General features: G+C 43.8%; 13 protein-coding genes and 1 tRNA gene. 8 read left to right on the forward strand and 6 right to left on the reverse strand.

Going from position 1 to position 17,851, the window contains the following annotated elements; genetic code table 11:
* Positions 1-61 precede the first annotated feature (61 nt).
* The 3 genes from DWZ03_RS00045 to DWZ03_RS00055 all read left to right on the forward strand — a co-directional run bounded on the left by DWZ03_RS00045 (position 62) and on the right by DWZ03_RS00055 (position 4,286).
* Positions 62-1,921, forward strand: coding sequence for a sensor histidine kinase (locus tag DWZ03_RS00045; protein ID WP_172679957.1), 1,860 nt, complete (start codon positions 62-64; stop codon positions 1,919-1,921).
* Positions 1,918-3,879, forward strand: coding sequence for a sensor histidine kinase (locus DWZ03_RS00050; RefSeq protein ID WP_057256116.1), 1,962 nt, complete (start codon positions 1,918-1,920; stop codon positions 3,877-3,879). Before DWZ03_RS00045 ends, DWZ03_RS00050 begins: the two co-directional genes overlap by 4 nt.
* 236 nt (positions 3,880-4,115) lie before the next feature.
* Positions 4,116-4,286: a DUF362 domain-containing protein gene (locus DWZ03_RS00055; RefSeq protein WP_005834872.1), complete on the forward strand. Its 171-nt coding sequence runs from the start codon at positions 4,116-4,118 to the stop codon at positions 4,284-4,286.
* Between the two features lie 383 nt (positions 4,287-4,669).
* Here DWZ03_RS00055 and DWZ03_RS00060 read toward each other — a convergent pair whose 3' ends face one another.
* The 4 genes from DWZ03_RS00060 to DWZ03_RS00075 form a co-directional block, all read right to left on the reverse strand.
* Positions 4,670-5,863, reverse strand: coding sequence for a pyridoxal phosphate-dependent aminotransferase (locus tag DWZ03_RS00060; protein ID WP_005834870.1), 1,194 nt, complete (start codon positions 5,861-5,863; stop codon positions 4,670-4,672).
* Positions 5,864-5,944: 81 nt separating this feature from the next.
* Positions 5,945-7,159, reverse strand: a complete 1,215-nt coding sequence (locus tag DWZ03_RS00065) for a bifunctional 3,4-dihydroxy-2-butanone-4-phosphate synthase/GTP cyclohydrolase II (RefSeq protein ID WP_005824728.1) — start codon at positions 7,157-7,159, stop codon at positions 5,945-5,947.
* A 14-nt stretch (positions 7,160-7,173) separates the two neighbouring features.
* Positions 7,174-9,075, reverse strand: a complete 1,902-nt coding sequence (locus DWZ03_RS00070; protein WP_005824727.1) for an LptF/LptG family permease — start codon at positions 9,073-9,075, stop codon at positions 7,174-7,176.
* Positions 9,076-9,152: 77 nt separating this feature from the next.
* Positions 9,153-9,539, reverse strand: coding sequence for an START-like domain-containing protein (locus DWZ03_RS00075; protein WP_005824726.1), 387 nt, complete (start codon positions 9,537-9,539; stop codon positions 9,153-9,155).
* A 256-nt stretch (positions 9,540-9,795) separates the two neighbouring features.
* On the opposite strand from DWZ03_RS00075, the gene DWZ03_RS00080 reads away from it, so the two are divergent.
* The 5 genes from DWZ03_RS00080 (at position 9,796) to DWZ03_RS00100 (ending at position 15,214) form a co-directional block, all read left to right on the forward strand.
* Positions 9,796-9,869 (forward strand) — tRNA-Met (locus tag DWZ03_RS00080).
* Positions 9,870-10,057: 188 nt separating this feature from the next.
* On the forward strand, positions 10,058-11,392 hold the full coding sequence (locus DWZ03_RS00085; protein ID WP_120128392.1) for a TolC family protein: 1,335 nt from the start codon (positions 10,058-10,060) through the stop codon (positions 11,390-11,392).
* A 73-nt stretch (positions 11,393-11,465) separates the two neighbouring features.
* Positions 11,466-12,563 carry an HlyD family secretion protein gene (locus DWZ03_RS00090; RefSeq protein ID WP_009037809.1) on the forward strand — a complete coding sequence of 366 codons (1,098 nt, stop codon included), beginning with the start codon at positions 11,466-11,468 and terminating at the stop codon, positions 12,561-12,563.
* A 106-nt stretch (positions 12,564-12,669) separates the two neighbouring features.
* On the forward strand, positions 12,670-14,310 hold the full coding sequence (locus tag DWZ03_RS00095) for an MFS transporter (protein WP_120128395.1): 1,641 nt from the start codon (positions 12,670-12,672) through the stop codon (positions 14,308-14,310).
* A gap of 37 nt (positions 14,311-14,347) precedes the next feature.
* Complete coding sequence (locus DWZ03_RS00100) at positions 14,348-15,214, forward strand: helix-turn-helix domain-containing protein (RefSeq protein ID WP_034525423.1); 867 nt, start codon at positions 14,348-14,350, stop codon at positions 15,212-15,214.
* Between the two features lie 6 nt (positions 15,215-15,220).
* Here the strand turns inward: DWZ03_RS00100 and DWZ03_RS00105 are convergent, their stop codons facing one another.
* A complete protein-coding gene (locus DWZ03_RS00105) occupies positions 15,221-16,660 on the reverse strand; it encodes a sensor histidine kinase (protein WP_005824715.1) in 1,440 nt (479 codons plus the stop codon).
* Between the two features lie 20 nt (positions 16,661-16,680).
* The gene (locus tag DWZ03_RS00110) at positions 16,681-17,802 is read right to left on the reverse strand and encodes a sensor protein KdpD (protein ID WP_005834862.1); all 1,122 of its coding nucleotides are present in this window, start codon (positions 17,800-17,802) and stop codon (positions 16,681-16,683) included.
* Positions 17,803-17,851: the final 49 nt, after the last annotated feature.

Below are 17,851 nucleotides of genomic sequence, written 5' to 3' on the forward strand. Positions count from 1 at the left end.
TTTTTGCCAATAATAAACAAAAGAGGCAAACAAACATTTGAGAACAAAAATGATTATATGGATGCTATTGGGGCAGATACTGTATACTTCTGTCTTATCAGCACATACAATAGCCAATCAAGAAAAGCAGAGTATTCTGCAATCATTGGTCAAAAGACAAGTTCTCTATGATGACTCCATATCCATAGACAGTGTCATTGCGTGGAGCGAGCAACTTCTTCCCACCCAACAATCAAATGAAGATAGAACAACGTATTTTCTATTACAACTTCAATTGGCCAATGCCTATACATTGCGCGGCGATATCAGCTTAGCGACGAACCGGGCACAACTTATGTACGAAGAAGCTAAAGCAACAGACTACCAATTTGGTATGGTAGTGGCCAACCAAGCCATCGGAGACGCCTATAATACAATAGCCAACATGGGGGATAAAGCCCTGGAATCATACCAGGATGCTTTGACTGAACTATCCAACATTTCAGACCAGCATCCATATAGGGCACAGCTTCTTTTAAAAATGTCCAACGTTCTGCAACGGAAAGGACGTCTGGAAGAAGCGGAAAAAATCCTGGAAGAGCTGGAGAAAATATTATATCAGGAGCCTGACTACCCGACAGACTTCTTTTTCTGCATCGAAAAGACGAATTTTGCCATTTCCCATGGACACCTCTCACAAGACTATCTTGATGAAGCAAACATCTGGCTCCACAAAATGGACTCCATTTACCAACTGCACCCAGAGAAGTTCTATCGGTTTCACTTGGATTATACCACTGCCGCCTACTATAGAGCCATGGGAAATTGGGACAAACAATACTGGAAACAAGCTCTGGACATCTACTCCAAATTGCAAGCAGAATACTCCGGTAATAAGCGCTCCACGTATTACCGCTGGACTTCGCTGGAAAAAATCTATCTCTGTAAAATACAAGGCATGGCCATGGAAGCCTGCCGAATCTACCAGGAATTGTATCCTCCTATAGATACACTCGCTTCACAAAGCTATATCCGGCAAATCAATACGATAAAGGCAAAATACCAGGTAGATAAGGCAGAGACGGCCAGCAATAACGAATACAATAAAATCATAACCAGCATATTGGTAGGAACGATGGCATTAGTAACGTTATTTGTTCTACTTGCCATCCTACTCAAAAGGCAACGGGAAAAGGTGAAACTCTCCACCCAAAAACTGGCAACATCACGGATAAATGCCGAAAATGCCATGCGTGCAAAAAGCGTGTTCCTCTCGAACATGAGCCATGAAATCCGTACCCCACTCAATGCATTATCGGGCTTTTCATCCCTATTGACGGAAGAGGGACTGGACGATGAGACACGCCGTCAGTGCAATGAAGTTATCCAACAGAACTCAGAACTATTGCTGAAGCTTATTAACGACGTGATAGATCTATCGAGTCTTGAATTCGGCAAACTGCAATTCTGTATTGCACAACATGATGCCGTAAGCATCTGCAGAAACGTGATAGATACCGTGAACAAAGTGAAACAGACACAAGCTGAACTTACATTCACCACCGAGCTGGAAGAAATGCCCATCGAGACTGACGACTCACGCCTGCAGCAAGTCCTGATTAACCTACTGATAAATGCTACCAAATTTACCCCACAAGGCAGCATTGTCCTAAAGCTGGAAAAAGAAACGGACGACACCGTACTATTCACCGTAACAGATACCGGTTGCGGCATTCCCAAAGACAAGCAAGCCAACATTTTCCAACGTTTTGAAAAGCTGAATGAGAATGCTCAAGGCAGTGGGTTGGGGCTCTCCATATGCCAACTTATCATAGAGCATATCGGCGGACAAATATGGATTGATTCAGAGTATGCCGAAGGCTCACGCTTCTGCTTCACCCACCCCATAAGCCAGACAGGCAGAAAGGAGAATAAGAAATGAAACAGATATTTACATTGCTCATTGCCTTATGCTGGCTGTTACCGTCCGCACACGCAGATGTGCGACGGACAGAAGCCAAGGATAGCCTGCTACGTATATATCTTGCCTCCCCAGCCGATACCACCAGATTGGAAACCCTATATCAGATAGCACTGCTTGACCAACTGTCACCGACATTCATCTATTACGAGAACAAATTACTGGAAGAGGCCATCGCCCAGAAAAATATACTTTACCAGAGTGCGGCCATATATGCGCACATTATTTATTACTACAACCTACTGGACCAAAAACATGCAGAACAATGGCTGAAGAGGCTCGAACAGTTGTCTGAAGAGCACAACTACTACCGTCATTACTTCAGAGGCAAAAAGATGATGATAGAATTCTATGTCATCAGCCAGAAGATTGAATTAGCCCTCAAACAAGCACAAGACATGTACGACAAGGCTCAAAGTCTTGGCAACCATGACGGTATGCGCGAAGCATGCCTATGCCTGATGACTGGATATTTCAATACCTTACGTTACAAAGAAGGAATCACCTACCTAAACAAGGCTTTTGAACTGACAAGTCCGGATTCCTCCCTTGCCACTCAGATTGATTTATTGACAAAAGCGGTACTGGCTTACTCATATCTGCATGACAATGACAACATGTTCCGGTATCTGGAGGAACTCAACAATGCAAAAAACAGATTGCAGGAAGAAGGCACCACCGTACTGACAAACGGCTATACCAATTTGTATCTGCTCATAGATTTACAATACGCCCTTTACTATACCCGCCTTCAACGTCCTGCGGAAGCATGGGAATATTTGCAGAAAGCAGAGCGGCATCTCAGTACATCTTCATTTCTTCCTTATCGGTTGATACGTTTGGCAGCATATGCCGAATATTACCAACTGACAAAAGAATACGACAAAGCTTTGGTTTATTTAGAAGACGCCATTGAACTTGTAACCCCTATTTCACTGGATGATGCCATGATTTATGGACTTCAGAAAGCGGATATATTAGTAAAGATGGGGTTTCCGGACGACGCACTTCCTGTCTATAAACAAATAACCAAGGCAAAAGATTCGTTATATACAGTATTCTCCACCTCACAGATAGAACAGATACAAAGCCTATATAATATGGACCAACTGCTTTTCCAAAAAGAACAGCGGCAAGCCACTTTTCACCGTATCTGTCTCGTTACCTCCATCATCATCATTATAGCCTTGTTACTTTTCAACCTACATATGTATAGAAGCAGGAAGCGGCTGCAACAAGATGAGAAGGAAATGCGTAAATTGGCAATTATTGCCGAAGAAGCCAACGAAATAAAAAGCCGTTTCCTTGCCAATATGAGTTATAATATCCGTATCCCACTGAACAATGTAGTCGGTTTCTCCCAACTGCTTTCCACCGACAACGAGCTGGATGAAGAAGAGCGAAAAGAGTATTCCTGTATTATCCAAGCCAATTCGGGTGAGCTTATCCAACTGGTAAACGACGTATTGGACCTCTCACGCCTGGAAGCGAATATGATGAAATTTCAATTGCAGGATTGTAATGTAAAAGAATGGTGCAACGAACTAGGTTGTCTAATACAAATGCGTAGTGAAGGCCGTATCCTCCTGGAACTACAAGTAGAGGTGGGAGATGTGCGTATCCATACCGACGTCAACCGCCTTACACAAATAGTGACAAGTATGCTGCTTTATCCGAACGACTGCAAAGAAACGCGCAAAGTCAGCATGTTCTTGGTCAACCATCCGGACAAACACATCATCGCATGCCGGATAGAGAACAGTCCTATAGCCGATTCCAGGTTTGCCTCTCAAAAAGTATCAGTGCAACAGAAAATCAACCAGTTGTTCTTTGAACATTTCAAAGGTACCTATCAAACAGAGAATGTCGAAGAAGGAGAAATCGCAGTGATTACTTTTACCTATCCGACTCTTTCTTAAAAGTTGAAAATCGGCTTAAGCTCCAGCTAAAGCCAATAGTATCAGAGCAATTCGTTTACGAAATTCAAAAACGAACATTTTTCAGTCTCTGCGGTATGCTGTGTCGCTTTCTCGACTCCTTATTTAGACGACATACAAATTATACGTTTTTAATCAAGATTGATAGCAAGTAATAAAGAAAACCACTATTTTTGCCAAACGAATTAGTACTAATAATAATTTAAATCTAAAAGAAAATGGCTTACGTAATTAGTGACGATTGTATTGCTTGCGGAACTTGTATCGACGAGTGTCCGGTTGGCGCTATCTCTGAAGGTGATATCTATCATATCGACCCTGAGACTTGCACAGAGTGTGGTACTTGTGCAGATGTTTGTCCTTCTGAAGCAATTCATCCGGGAGAATAATACAATCCCAGTATCAAAAACAAAAGCGTGGGTAGATAAACTGCCTGCGCTTTTTTATATCCCCCACGTGAAATTCAGTACCTTCACCCCCCTCATTGTTATTTTCTATATACGGATAATACGTTAGTTCACAGACATGAACACTTTGTTCCATAAGTATAAAACAAAGTGTTCATATAGTAGAAAACAAAATGTTCGTATAATATAAAACAAAGTGTTTATACTGTATGGAACAGAGTGTTCGCTATAATGAAACAAAGTGTTCGTCATAACAAAACAAAGTGTTCGTCATAACAAAACGAACAGTCCGCTTTGATGAAACGAACTGTTCGTGACAGCATGACAGATGTCTTGCTAAAATAAGTTTGTAGAAGAAGTTAGAATCACTTCAGATTAGCCAGTGCTTCTTTTATACGACGGATAGCTTCAACTATATTTTCATCGCTGGTTGCATAACTCATACGAATGCATTCGGGAGCTCCGAAAGAAGCACCACCTACGCAAGCCACATGAGCCACTTCCAACAGATACATGGCCAAATCATCTGAATCATTGATTTTACGTTCTCCGGCAGATTTACCGAAGAATGAATCGCATTTAGGGAACAGATAGAAAGCACCTTCCGGTACATTCACCTCGAAACCCGGAACTTCCTTGGCCAACTTTACAATCAAATCACGACGACGCTCGAAAGCCTTGCGCATTTCCTCCACCGGAACTTGTGTACCCGTATAAGCAGCCTCAGCAGCCTTCTGAGATACAGAACAAGGACCGGAAGTATACTGTCCCTGCAATTTATTGCAAGCCTTCACAAGCCATTCCGGACCTGCAATGAAACCGATACGCCAACCAGTCATTGCATATGCTTTGGAAACACCATTCACAATGACCGTACGCTCTTTCATTTCGGGGAATTGTGCTATGCTCTGATGCTTGCCGATATAGTTGATATGTTCGTAAATCTCATCGGCAATCACAACAACCTGCGGATACTTTGCCAATACTGCGGCCAGGCCTGCCAACTCCTCCTTGCTGTACACCGAACCCGTAGGGTTAGAGGGAGAGCAAAGAATCAGCGCCTTTGTCTTCGGGGTGATGGCAGCCTCCAGCTGTGCAGGTGTTATCTTAAAGTCCTGGTCGATACCGGCAGGTACGATAACCGGCGTACCCTCAGCCAACTTTACCATTTCCGGATAACTGACCCAATAGGGAGCAGGTACAATTACTTCGTCACCCGGATTTACCAATACCAGGATTGCATTGCAAACCGACTGCTTGGCACCATTGGCGCAAGAAATTTGTGCGGCGGTATATTCCAGACCGTTTTCCTTCTTCAACTTCTCTACAATTGCATTACGTAAGGCAGGATAACCCGGCACTGGAGAATAGCGAGAAAAGTTATCGTCTATCGCCTTTTTCGCAGCCTCTTTAATGTGGTCGGGAGTATTGAAGTCCGGTTCTCCCACACTCAGGTTAATTACGTCTACGCCTTGAGCCTTCAGCTCTGCGCTCTTTTGAGACATAGCCAGTGTCGCAGAAGGCGACAAACTGTTTAAACGATCTGATAATTGGTTCATTTTGTTACTATTTAATGATTGTTACGCAAATCCGGTTGCAAAATAAGCGATTTTCTTTGATATAAGAAAACAAAAAGACAGTTACTTATTGAAATGAAGTGTATGTCCCATACGTTCTTTCTTGGTACGGAGATAACGCTCGTTGTATGGATTCGGAGTAGTCTCAATAGCTACGTTCTCCGTTATTTCCAAACCGTAAGCCTCCAAGCCCACACGTTTCACGGGATTATTGGTCATCAGCCGCATTTTGTGCACTCCTATCTCACGAAGAATCTGGGCACCCACACCATAATCACGCTCGTCTGCCAGATGTCCCAGGCAAATATTAGCATCCACAGTATCCATGCCTTCTTCCTGCAATTTATATGCTTTCATTTTTTCCATCAGGCCAATGCCGCGACCTTCCTGATTCAGATATACAACTACCCCCTTACCGGCTTTCTCTATCATCTCCATTGCCTTATGCAGCTGCTCGCCACAATCACAGCGTTTGGAATTGAATATATCACCAGTGGCACAAGAAGAATGTACACGCACCAGAATCGGTTCATCCAATTCCCAAGTACCCTTGAACAAAGCTACATGTTCCAAACCGTTCGACTTCTGGCGGAAAGGAATCAAACGGAAATGACCGTGGTCTGTAGGCATATCCACTTCCACTCCTTTTTCTACAATAGACTCCTGCTTCAAACGGTAGGCAATCAAGTCACGGATAGAAATCAATTTCAAGCCAAATTCATCTGCCATTCTGCGCAATTCGGGCAAACGGGCCATTGTACCATCCTCATTCATTATTTCCATAAGGGCTCCCGCCGGATAAAGTCCAGCTAAACGTGCCATATCAATAGTAGCCTCCGTATGTCCGGCACGGCGCAACACACCTTTCTCCTGAGCATACAATGGATTAATGTGGCCAGGACGCCCGAAAGTGGCCGGAGTAGAAGCCGGATCGGCCAACGCCTGGATAGTAGCAGCGCGGTCTGCCGCAGAAACCCCGGTACTACAGCCTTCCAATTTATCAATAGTAACAGTGAAGGGAGTACCCAATACAGAAGTATTATCCGATACCTGATGCGGCAAATCCAGTTCCTTGCAACGCGAAACTGTAATTGGAGCACAAAGCACACCACGGGCATGCTTCAACATAAAGTTTACTTTCTCCGGTGTAATCTTTTCAGCTGCAATTATCAAATCACCCTCATTCTCACGGTCCTCATCATCCACAACAATCACAAAGTTACCGGCTTTGAAGTCTTCAATGGCCTCTTCTATCGTATTCAACTTTACATTTTCCATAATCTATTTTGTTTTTATTTATTCTGATCCCTTTCTATAATTCCAATCACATCTTCATTTGTCTTGATAATCCGCTCCATATCCTTATTCAGACGGATACGGAATGCCCAGATACGGAAATAAAAGAACAAGCCTATCGGGAAAACAATACCGCAGAGCAAGTTTAACCAATAATTGCGGAACGGACGGACATGCGCATGGATGGGGATGACCGGATAGGTGTTCAGCGCTGTCAACAAAGTAACGGATCTTGTATTCGACATCTCATCTATCAGACTTTCCAAACGTTCGTTAATATCTTCCACTGCCTCATCCTGGCTATCAGTCATCCACAATTTAAAGTAATTGGGAGCACGTTTCAACCCCTTTCTATCAGCATATTCACGACAGTCTACGGACAAAGCCTTCAGCTCTTCCGGAATACGTGTATAATCAGGATCATGGATGATTACTTCCTTACGGAACAGATGGCGTACACTGCGAATACCCACAACCTTCTTGAACCAATTTATATAAGCATCAGCATTCAATACCACTGAATCATTGTTGGATTTATATGTCAAGAACGCACCCAATGGAGCCAAGACAGCAGTACTGGTCCACATACCCATCCAGACAACCCACTGTCCGTCACGGGCCATCTTATACCCCGTATTGTTGATGATGTAATAGATAATAAAAATCAATACAGAAACCACCACCGGCATTCCCAAGCCTCCTTTACGGATAATTCCTCCGAGTGGCGCACCAATAAAGAAGAAGATGAGACATGCCAGAGAAAGAGTCAGTTTCTCATGCCAGGAAGTCATGTGCCGTCGAAGGCTGCTTTCAGTCTGCGATATATTAAAGCTCTTAAAACTCCAGTCACTCCCCGCACTCTCTGCACGGCTGACGGCTGTGGATATAACCTTCTGTTTCTGCATCAGTGTAGCCACATTGTAGAGGCTGTCTACATTGTACTCACCTAAATAGGCCTTTTCAATCTTCAATGTATCCTCTTTAGACAAGCTGGCTGTCACCTTATAAGTTCCTGCCATAGCTTCTTTATAATAACCACGTCCCACACTGTCATTCTGCAATTTCATGGAATCAATATCCGCCTGCAGCATTCTCATATCCTTACTGTTGGACTGATTACTCATGATACCTGCATCCACCATATTAAAATCCGAATTGAACTCAATGATTGCATGCTTTTCGCGGAATGTCTCACGCCGGTAAGGCACATTCCTTTGGTTCATGTTCTGCGATTTCAAATTCTCAAACTGCTCACCACTGTATAAATGCAAATATAAATGCTGTTTGTCAGCCGTCATCTCCAGACGTCCCGAATCAGACTTGATAATTTGAGCATTCTCAAAACCTTTCTCAAAATTATATATCAGTACGTCATACAGCATACCAGTTTTGCGGTTCTTATGCTTCACATACAGATTATAACCATCTATTTCATCGTAGAACACACCTTCAGGAATATCCACTTCGGGAGATTTCTGCTTCATGGAAATAAGCAAAGTCCATAATTTTGTTTGGGCTTTTGGTCCTATGACATTTTGGAAATAGAAAGAGACACAACAGATGAAACAAATAAAGATAATCAGGGGCCGCATGATTTTCAATAAAGAAATACCGGCTGCCTTCATGGCAAGTAATTCAAAACGTTCTCCGAAATTTCCAAAGGTGATAAGGGCAGCCAGCAGAATAGCCAGCGGCAACGACGCAGGTACCAACGAAAGCGCAGAATAAAAGAAAAACTGTGCAAGGACAGTCATCTCCAATCCTTTTCCTACCATTTCGTCCACATACCTCCATAAAAACTGCATCATAAAGATGAAGAGGCAGATGAAGAAAGTACCCATAAAGAGCATGCAAAAGCTCTTCAAAACAAATATATCTAACTTTTTTATGCGCAGCATTTTACTCGTTTCATGCAATGAGAGCACAAAAGTAGTACAAAAAAAGGGAGTACGGGAAATTTTTAATCTAAAGTTAACTAAAAACCACAAGTTCTTCGCAAAGTATCCACTTGCGATTCCCATAATTCACGCGAATCACCCACCTCGTCTATATCGGCAAAGTCTGTTATCTCCAATACGAAATCATTGGTCAACTCATTGTTTGTCATCTTCAGTTCAAAGTATTCTCGCTCGTTCTCATCGTCCAGCCAGCGGAAGCGGATGAATGAATACGCCCGCACGGCAATAATCTCGGCATCACGTTTTTCTGTTTTTCCCCAAAAAAAGGTTACTGTTTTATCGTCTGACTGAACCCTATCAGCAAACCAGCCCTCCAAACCAGTAGGGGTACTTATCGCTGCCCAAAGAATACTTTTAGAAGTCGCATTCAAGAGATATTCCAAATGTATTTTCTTTCTTTCCATAGTCTATTCTGCTTTTTATTGCGCCAGCCAAGATAAATACTTTTTTCTAATTACAGAAAATAAATCATCAAATTTATTTATACCTCCCTTTCCATACACCCCTAATTCATTGATAATGTTATACAAAGACTTTTAATAAAAAGTACTGCAAACCACTTCAGCACCCTATCAGCAAAAGAAAAAGCAGAAAATATCCATAAAAGTTTTGGCAATTTAAATAAAAGCTATATCTTTGCACCCGCAATCGAGAAATGATGGCGGGATAGCTCAGCTGGTTAGAGCGCATGATTCATAATCATGAGGTCCCCGGTTCAATCCCGGGTCCCGCTACAAAGAAGATTTAGACTGTTAGGAGGCTTCCACTCTTGGCGGTCTTTTTTGTTTTTAGTACTCGTTTGTGCTATGGTTTGTTTTCAAATTATAGTAAAAAGGAAAATATGAATACAAACAGTTGATATATGGATAGTCCTCTTGCATTTTAAGCCACTAACTTTGTGTGCAAATATCAAGTGACTATTATGAAAAGACAACTGTTCACATTTTCCTTTCTGTGTCTGCTTGCACTAGGTACAAGAGCACAAGATACACTAACCTTGGAGAACTGCCTCGAAATAGGTATCGAAAACAACTTATCCTTGCAAAGCAAACGGAAAGAAATACAAAAAGGGAAATACGGCATCTCTGAGAATCGAGCCAAACTGCTGCCCCAAATCAATGGTTTTGCCAACTATAACGACAATATCGATCCACCCGTCTCCGTTACCGATGGTTCAGCGTATGGCAATCCCTACAATGTAACCCAAACTTTGCAATACAACGCCAACTTCGGATTACAGCTGCAGATACCACTTTATAACCAAACACTCTACACCACTCTGTCCATAGCTAAAACCATGGATGAGATGAATCGCCTTTCTTATGAAAAGGCAAGAGAAGACCTCATCCTTCAAATTAGTCAAATGTACTACCTAGGACAGGTTACAGCTGAACAGATTATTTTGATAAAAGCCAACATCACTCGCCTAGAAGAGTTGAGAGATATCACTCAGGCCTTCTATGACAACGGTATGGCTATGGAAGTAGATGTGAAACGCGTCAACATCAACCTGGAGAACCTCAAGGTGCAACACGACAACGCACAAGCCATGATGGAACAGCAACTGAACCTACTGAAATACATCATCGACTATCCGGCAGAAGAAAATATAGCACTGGTACCGGTGAATACAGAAATGATTACGCCCGCAGCACTCACCGGGCTATCTGAAACACTATATGAACTACAGCTGCTGCAATCACAGAAACAACTCGCAGAGCAACAAAAAACAATAGTCAGCAACGGTTACATCCCCTCCTTGAGCTTGACGGGAAGCTGGATGTTCTCTGCCTATACGGACAAAGCTTACCATTGGTTCCATTCCGGCCCTTCCAACCATTGGTATCGCTCCTATGGAGTGGGACTCTCCTTGCGTATTCCCATTTTCGACGGACTGGACAAACGCTACAAGATGCGCAAGGCAACCATTGACATAGAGAACATCAAGCTCGCCCAAGAGAATACCCGAAAGAATCTTCAGACACAATATCTGAATGCCACCAATGACCTGATGAACAGCCAACGTAACTTTAAGAAGCAGAAGGACAATTATCTGCTTGCCGAAGATGTATATACCGTCACCATGGACCGTTATCGGGAAGGAATCGCCTCAATGACCGAAGTATTGCAGGACGAAATGCGGATGAGCGAAGCCCAAAACAACTATATCAGTGCCCACTACAATTACCGGATAACCAATCTGACTTTGCTGAAGCTGACGGGACAGCTGGAGACGTTGAGCCCCTCAATTCATTAAAGAGGAAGATGAATAGAGCCCGTATTCAAGGACGGATGTATATATAATAAGTAAACAATATAATATAGAAAATATGGAAACAAAAGAGAACAATAACACCGCAAGTACCCACCAAGAAAAAGCACGGAAATTGAAGAAGCTTCGCCGTTGGCAAATCGTTGTCAGCCTATTAGGAATAGCTATCCTTATCTGGGGAATTATTCAAGTGGTCTGCCTCTTTTTGAACTACAAACGGACGGAAACCAGTAATGATGCACAGATTGAACAATACATATCTCCCGTCAATCTGCGCGCATCAGGATATATCAAGAAAATTTGTTTCACAGAACACCAAGAAGTACACAAAGGAGATACCTTACTTATATTGGACGACCGGGAATATAAAATCAGAGTCATGGAAGCTGAAGCTGCACTCAAGGATGCACAAGCCGGTGCCACAGTCATTGGTGCCACACTACAAACCACGCAAACTACAGCCTCTGTCTACGACGCCTCCATAGCAGAGATAGAAATCCGCCTTACCAAGCTGGAGAAAGACCGCCAACGATACCAGAACCTGGTGAAGAGAAACGCTGCCACCCCCATTCAATTGGAACAGATAGAAACCGAATATGCAGCTACCCACAAGAAGTTGGAAGCCGTGAAACGACAACAGAAAGCTGCCTTGTCGGGTGTGAACGAAGTGTCACATCGCCGTGAAAATACCGAAGCTGCCATACAACGGGCAACAGCCGCACTCGAAATGGCACGACTGAATCTCTCCTACACCGTAGTAGTAGCTCCTTGTGATGGGAAATTGGGGCGGCGTACCCTTGAAGAAGGACAATTCATCACTGCCGGACAAACCATCACCTACATTCTGCCTGACACACAAAAGTGGATTATAGCCAACTACAAGGAAACCCAGATTGAGAATCTGCACTTGGGACAAGAAGTAGTCATTACCGTCGATGCCATCAGCGACAAAGAATTCAAAGGAAAAATCACTGCCATCTCCGGAGCCACCGGCTCCAAATATTCCCTAGTGCCCACGGATAATTCTGCCGGCAACTTCGTGAAGATACAGCAACGCATCCCAGTCCGCATCGACTTTACCGATTTGTCTAAAGAAGACAACAGTAGCCTTGCCGCCGGTATGATGGTAATAGTCAAAGCGAAAACAAAAAAATAGGGATTAAGGATTAGAGGTTAGGGATTAAGGCAACCAACTCCTTAATCCTTACCCCCTAATCCTTAATCTTTAACCCTTAATCCCTAACCCCTTAACCCTTATCCCCATGCCCTCATACCCCAAGAACTATCCTTTCTACAACTGGGTACCCAAACCGGTAGGTATCATCATCCTATTCGTATTCTTTTTGCCGATACTGACTGTGGGCGGTACCTACTCGGTGGCAAGCACCGAAATGATGAGCGAACTCGGCATCATTTCCGAGCATATCCAGTTTGCCAACTTCGCCACTTCCATTGGCATGGCAGCATTCTGCCCTTTTCTGTATAGGCTGGTAGTCATACGCCGGCAGAAAATGATGTGCCTGGCAGGATTCTCCCTGATGTACATCTTCAGCTATATCTGTGCCAAGACAGACAGCGTTTTCCTGCTGGCACTATGCAGCATCTTTATGGGATTCCTACGAATGGTGCTGATGATGGTCAACCTCTTCACCCTCATAAAGTATGCAGGGCATATCGAGGCGTACGACAAAATTACACCCGGCAACGAGCCCACAACTGACGAAGGCTGGGACAAGCTGGACATCGAACGGAGTGCGGCACAACCCGCCATCTATCTATTCTTCATGGTACTGGGGCAATTGGGAACCTCGCTCACCGCCTGGCTCGCTTTTGAATATGAATGGCAGTACATACACTACTTTATGATGGGGCTACTATTACTTTGCATCCTCATCACATTCATCACTATGCCTTATCATAAATATACCACCCGCCGCTTCCCCATCAACCTCAAGCAGTTCGGCAATGCCTCCGTCTTCTGCATCACTCTGGCCTGCATTACCTATGTGCTTACTTATGGCAAAGTGCTCGACTGGTACGACAACCCAACCATACAATGGGCCACAGCCTGCGCCATCATTGCCGGTGGCATATTCCTCTACATCGAGTCCACCCAGCGCAATCCTTACTATCAACTCGATGTATTCAAACTGCGCACCATCCGTATGGGTTTCCTATTCTATTTTCTGTTAATGGTACTGAATTCCAGCGCCATGTTTGTCAACGTATTCACGGGCATAGGCATGAAGCTGGACAACTTCCAAAACGCCACCTTGGGCAACTGGTCCATGCTGGGCTACCTCATCGGCGGCATTGCCACCATCTGGCTCAGCGTGAAAGGCGTACACTTCAAATATCTCTTTGCCGCCGGTTTCCTTCTATTGGGGCTTTCTGCCATGTTCATGTATTTCGAGGTACAAGGTGCAGGACTGTACGAACGGATGAAATATCCGGTCATCATCCGCTCCACCGGCATGATGTTCCTCTACTCGCTGATTCCAACCTACGCCACCCAACGCATGCCTTACAAATATCTTTCTTCCTGGATATGTACCATGATTACCGTACGCATGGTATTGGCTCCCTGCATCGGAGCCGCACTCTATACGAATGTGCTGCAAGAACGCCAGCAGCACTACGTCACCCGCTATGCACAGAATGTAGACATGTTGCACCCCGAAGCGTCCGCCTCGTTTACCCAAACCGTACAAGGCATGCAATATCAGGGAAAAAGCAAACAAGAAGCAATCAACATGGCTGCCATATCCACCAAAGGACGCATCCAGGTGCAGGCCACCCTCTCTGCTGTAAAGGAAATGGCAGGATGGACACTCTATGCCTGCCTGATTTGCATGATATTTGTGCTTGTCGTGCGGTATCCTAAACGAAAATTACTAACTTAGCAGACAATTTTCGGTACAACCTGTAATTTTGTCTGTTATGGATACTCAACAAGAACGTTTATCCCACTTGGACCGCGCATTGTCCAACGGAGAAAACATTTGTAGTTCAGAAGGTATGCTCTGCTCCTTCCCTGCCTCCTTGAAGAAACCTTTCATGATTAATGGAGCAGGACTGATGGTCTGCCGCCAGGGCAACTTCACCTTTTCGCTCAACATGAAGGTATTCTCGGCCCAGGCAGGCGAAACAGTTTTCATTCCGGAAGATTCCCTCTTCCAAGTGCTGAGCGAATCGGAAGACCTGCAACTATTCATATTCATTTACCAGATAGAACCGATAAGGGACATCATAGGCAATTCAGTGGCAACCATGTACCTATACATGCAGCTCCGGACCGAACCATGCTACGTATGGAACACCGGAGACGAAGAAGAAGTCCTGAAATACATGTCCTTACTGGACAATACCCTGCACTTAGACAACAACACCTTCAACGACAACGAACAAAGGCTGCTTCTGCTGGGACTCACATACCGCATCTGTTCCATTTACAACCGTAAACTGATGAACCTTAAAACAACGGTTGGCCACAAACATGAAATTTTTATCCGGCTGATTCAGTTGATAGATGCGCACTACACGGAAGAACGCGGTGTAGAGTTTTATGCAGACAAACTCTGCTTATCACCCAAATACCTCTCTGCACTATCCAAGTCCGTCTGCGGATTCACCGTGCAGGAACTGATATTCAAATCCATCATCCGCAAAAGCATCTCACTACTCAAGAACACCCAGAAAAATATCCAGGAAATCGCCGATTTCTTCAATTTTCCCAATGCTTCTTATTTTGGTACATTTTTCAAGAAACAAACAGGCATGTCTCCGCAACAGTACCGCAAAAAATAGAAAACGTTACGCTTTCAACCGGATAACGAAGCGGCTCCCCTTACCCAGCTCACTCTGGACAGTCAGTGTACCGCCATGCGCTTCCACAAAGTCTTTCGAAATGGAAAGTCCTAAGCCACTACCTTGCACTTTAGTGCCCGGCACTCGGAAATAACGGTCAAAAATGCTCTGGTGATAACGCGGGTCGATACCTTTTCCAAAATCCTGCACATACATTTCCACAAAATCCTCGTCATGCTTGGCGCCGATAACCACCCTCCCGTTCTCTTTGGAATAGCGGATAGCATTACTCAACAAATTGGTGAGTACCCAAGCAATCTTTTCGCTATCGACAAACAATTTAGGCATTTTTTCTTCCGGATACTCCACTTCTATCTGAATACCGAATTTATCAGCCTGTACCTGATTAGCCTTGATGGCATACTCTATCAGTTCAATGGGCTTTGTTATTTTAGGCATCATCTGCAGTTTACCGGCTTCTACCTGCGTCATGTTCAGTAGTTCTCCGGTAATCCCAAGAAGGCGATCAGCATTTTCCTTAATGCTGTTCGATAATTGCTCCTGCTCGTCGTTCAACACCCCTACCCGTTTGTCCTCCAACAACTGCAGACTCATCAGAATAGCGGATATAGGCGTTTTCAGTTCATGAGAAATAGTCGAGATAAAAGTAGTCTTGGCACTATCCAATTCTTTGAATTCTGTAATATTTTTCAGTAAAATCACATCGCCAAGATTATGAGGTTCGTCATCATCAGCCTCTGCATTTATAATGGTAATGTAAGAAGCTTTAAAGTAACTCTCCTTATTGTCTGCATAAATCTTCAACGGTTCTTTCTTTTCACCCGGATTTACCAATTCACGAACTAAACGGCGGAGCAAATCATTCTTCAAAGAAAGCTCCTCAGCCGAACGGCGAATTACCTCTTCCCGTTTTAAATTCAGCACAGTTAAAGCCTCATTATTGATAAAGAGAATTTCCCTATTACGGTTCAAACCAATAATAGGTTCATCAATACTATTCACAATAGCCTCAAGAAATTTCTTAGCAGAAAGTATGTCGTTCAGCGTACTGGCGCGATACTCCGTCAGTCGTTCCGCCATCCGATTAAAACTATCAGCCACTTCACGAAATTCCTCGCGTCCACTCATATCCAGACGTTTCTCATAATTATGGTTCGCTATTTCAAGAATCCCACGCGTCAGTTCTTGAATAGGTTTGCTGATGGAACGGGGAAGCCATACCAACAATATGATACTGGCAAAAATACATACCCCACCTATCACAGAAATCCAGAGCAATGCACGTTGCAATCCCGGTACAGCAGCAGGACTATCCGGCTCTGTAGCCGTCAGTATCTGTAGATTCACCACAGAAAGAGCAACCAACAAAATAATCATTCCAGCCAATACCCCTACGCTGAGTATCAATTTTGTACGAATATTCATAATGTTCCTAAGAATTAATATTATGCAAGTATAATCAAATCTATGTTTACTTGTGCCAAATCACGCACAAATTTTCGGTATTTCAATATCATGAACAATGATTTCGGAAAAGAAAGTGACGGACTTCCCATGCAGACAGTTGTTATCTGTTTCTCCCTACAAGTATCAACAATGCTTCCCAGCACATCCGGCGATTGCACCTGAACGACCTCCCCTCCCAGTTCGGTCACCAATTTGAAGTGGTTCAATAAATACCTTTGATTTGCCAGACCGATGCGGTCAGTACTTTCTCTGGGAGTCTGCACATAAAGGGCAACAAACGAAGTATTGTAGCGGGTTGCCAGACGTGCAGCTTTACGAATGATGCGTCGTGGTGTTTTCTCGTTGCTGCTGATACATGCCAGAAATCTCTCATGACGGACTCCCACACTGGTAACCACTTCATTCTCCACTTTCTTTTCCACCCGTAAAGCCACCTCTTTTAAAGCCAGTTCACGTAATTGGAGAATATTTTCCGTTTTAAAGAAATTGTTCAAGGCAGTAGAGACCTTTTCCGGCTTGTAAATTTTTCCAGCTTTCAGACGGGCTATCAATTCTTCCGCAGTCAAGTCAATATTCACCACCTCATCTGCCTCTTGCAAAACGCTATCGGGAATACGTTCCTTCACCTCAATACCCGAGATGCCTTGTACTTCTTCATTGACACTCTCAATGTGCTGGATGTTAACGGCAGAAATCACATTGATACCCTCATCAAGCAAATCCATCACATCCTGCCAGCGTTTCTCATTCCGGCTACCTTCCACATTGGTATGTGCCAGTTCATCCACCACTACTATCTCAGGGTGTATCTGGATAATGGCATCCAAATCCATTTCTTCCAGCTCTTTTCCTTTATAGAATATCTTACGACGAGGAACAACGGGCAATCCTTCCAACATAGCATCCGTACCGGCACGCCCGTGTGTCTCTATATAGCCTATCTTCACATCTACTCCGTTGTCAAGTAACTCGTGTGCTTCCTGAAGCATACGATAAGATTTACCTACACCAGCAATCATGCCGATGTAGACTTTGAACTTGCCACGCCGCGACTTTTTAATCAAATCAAGAAAATGCTGTACGCTTTCTTCCCTACTCATTTCTTCTGTTTTTTTACTTGTCTTATATATGCCATATAACCCGTAACGA

The organism is Bacteroides sp. AF29-11 (genome assembly GCF_003602895.1).
Taxonomy (GTDB): domain Bacteria; phylum Bacteroidota; class Bacteroidia; order Bacteroidales; family Bacteroidaceae; genus Bacteroides; species Bacteroides uniformis.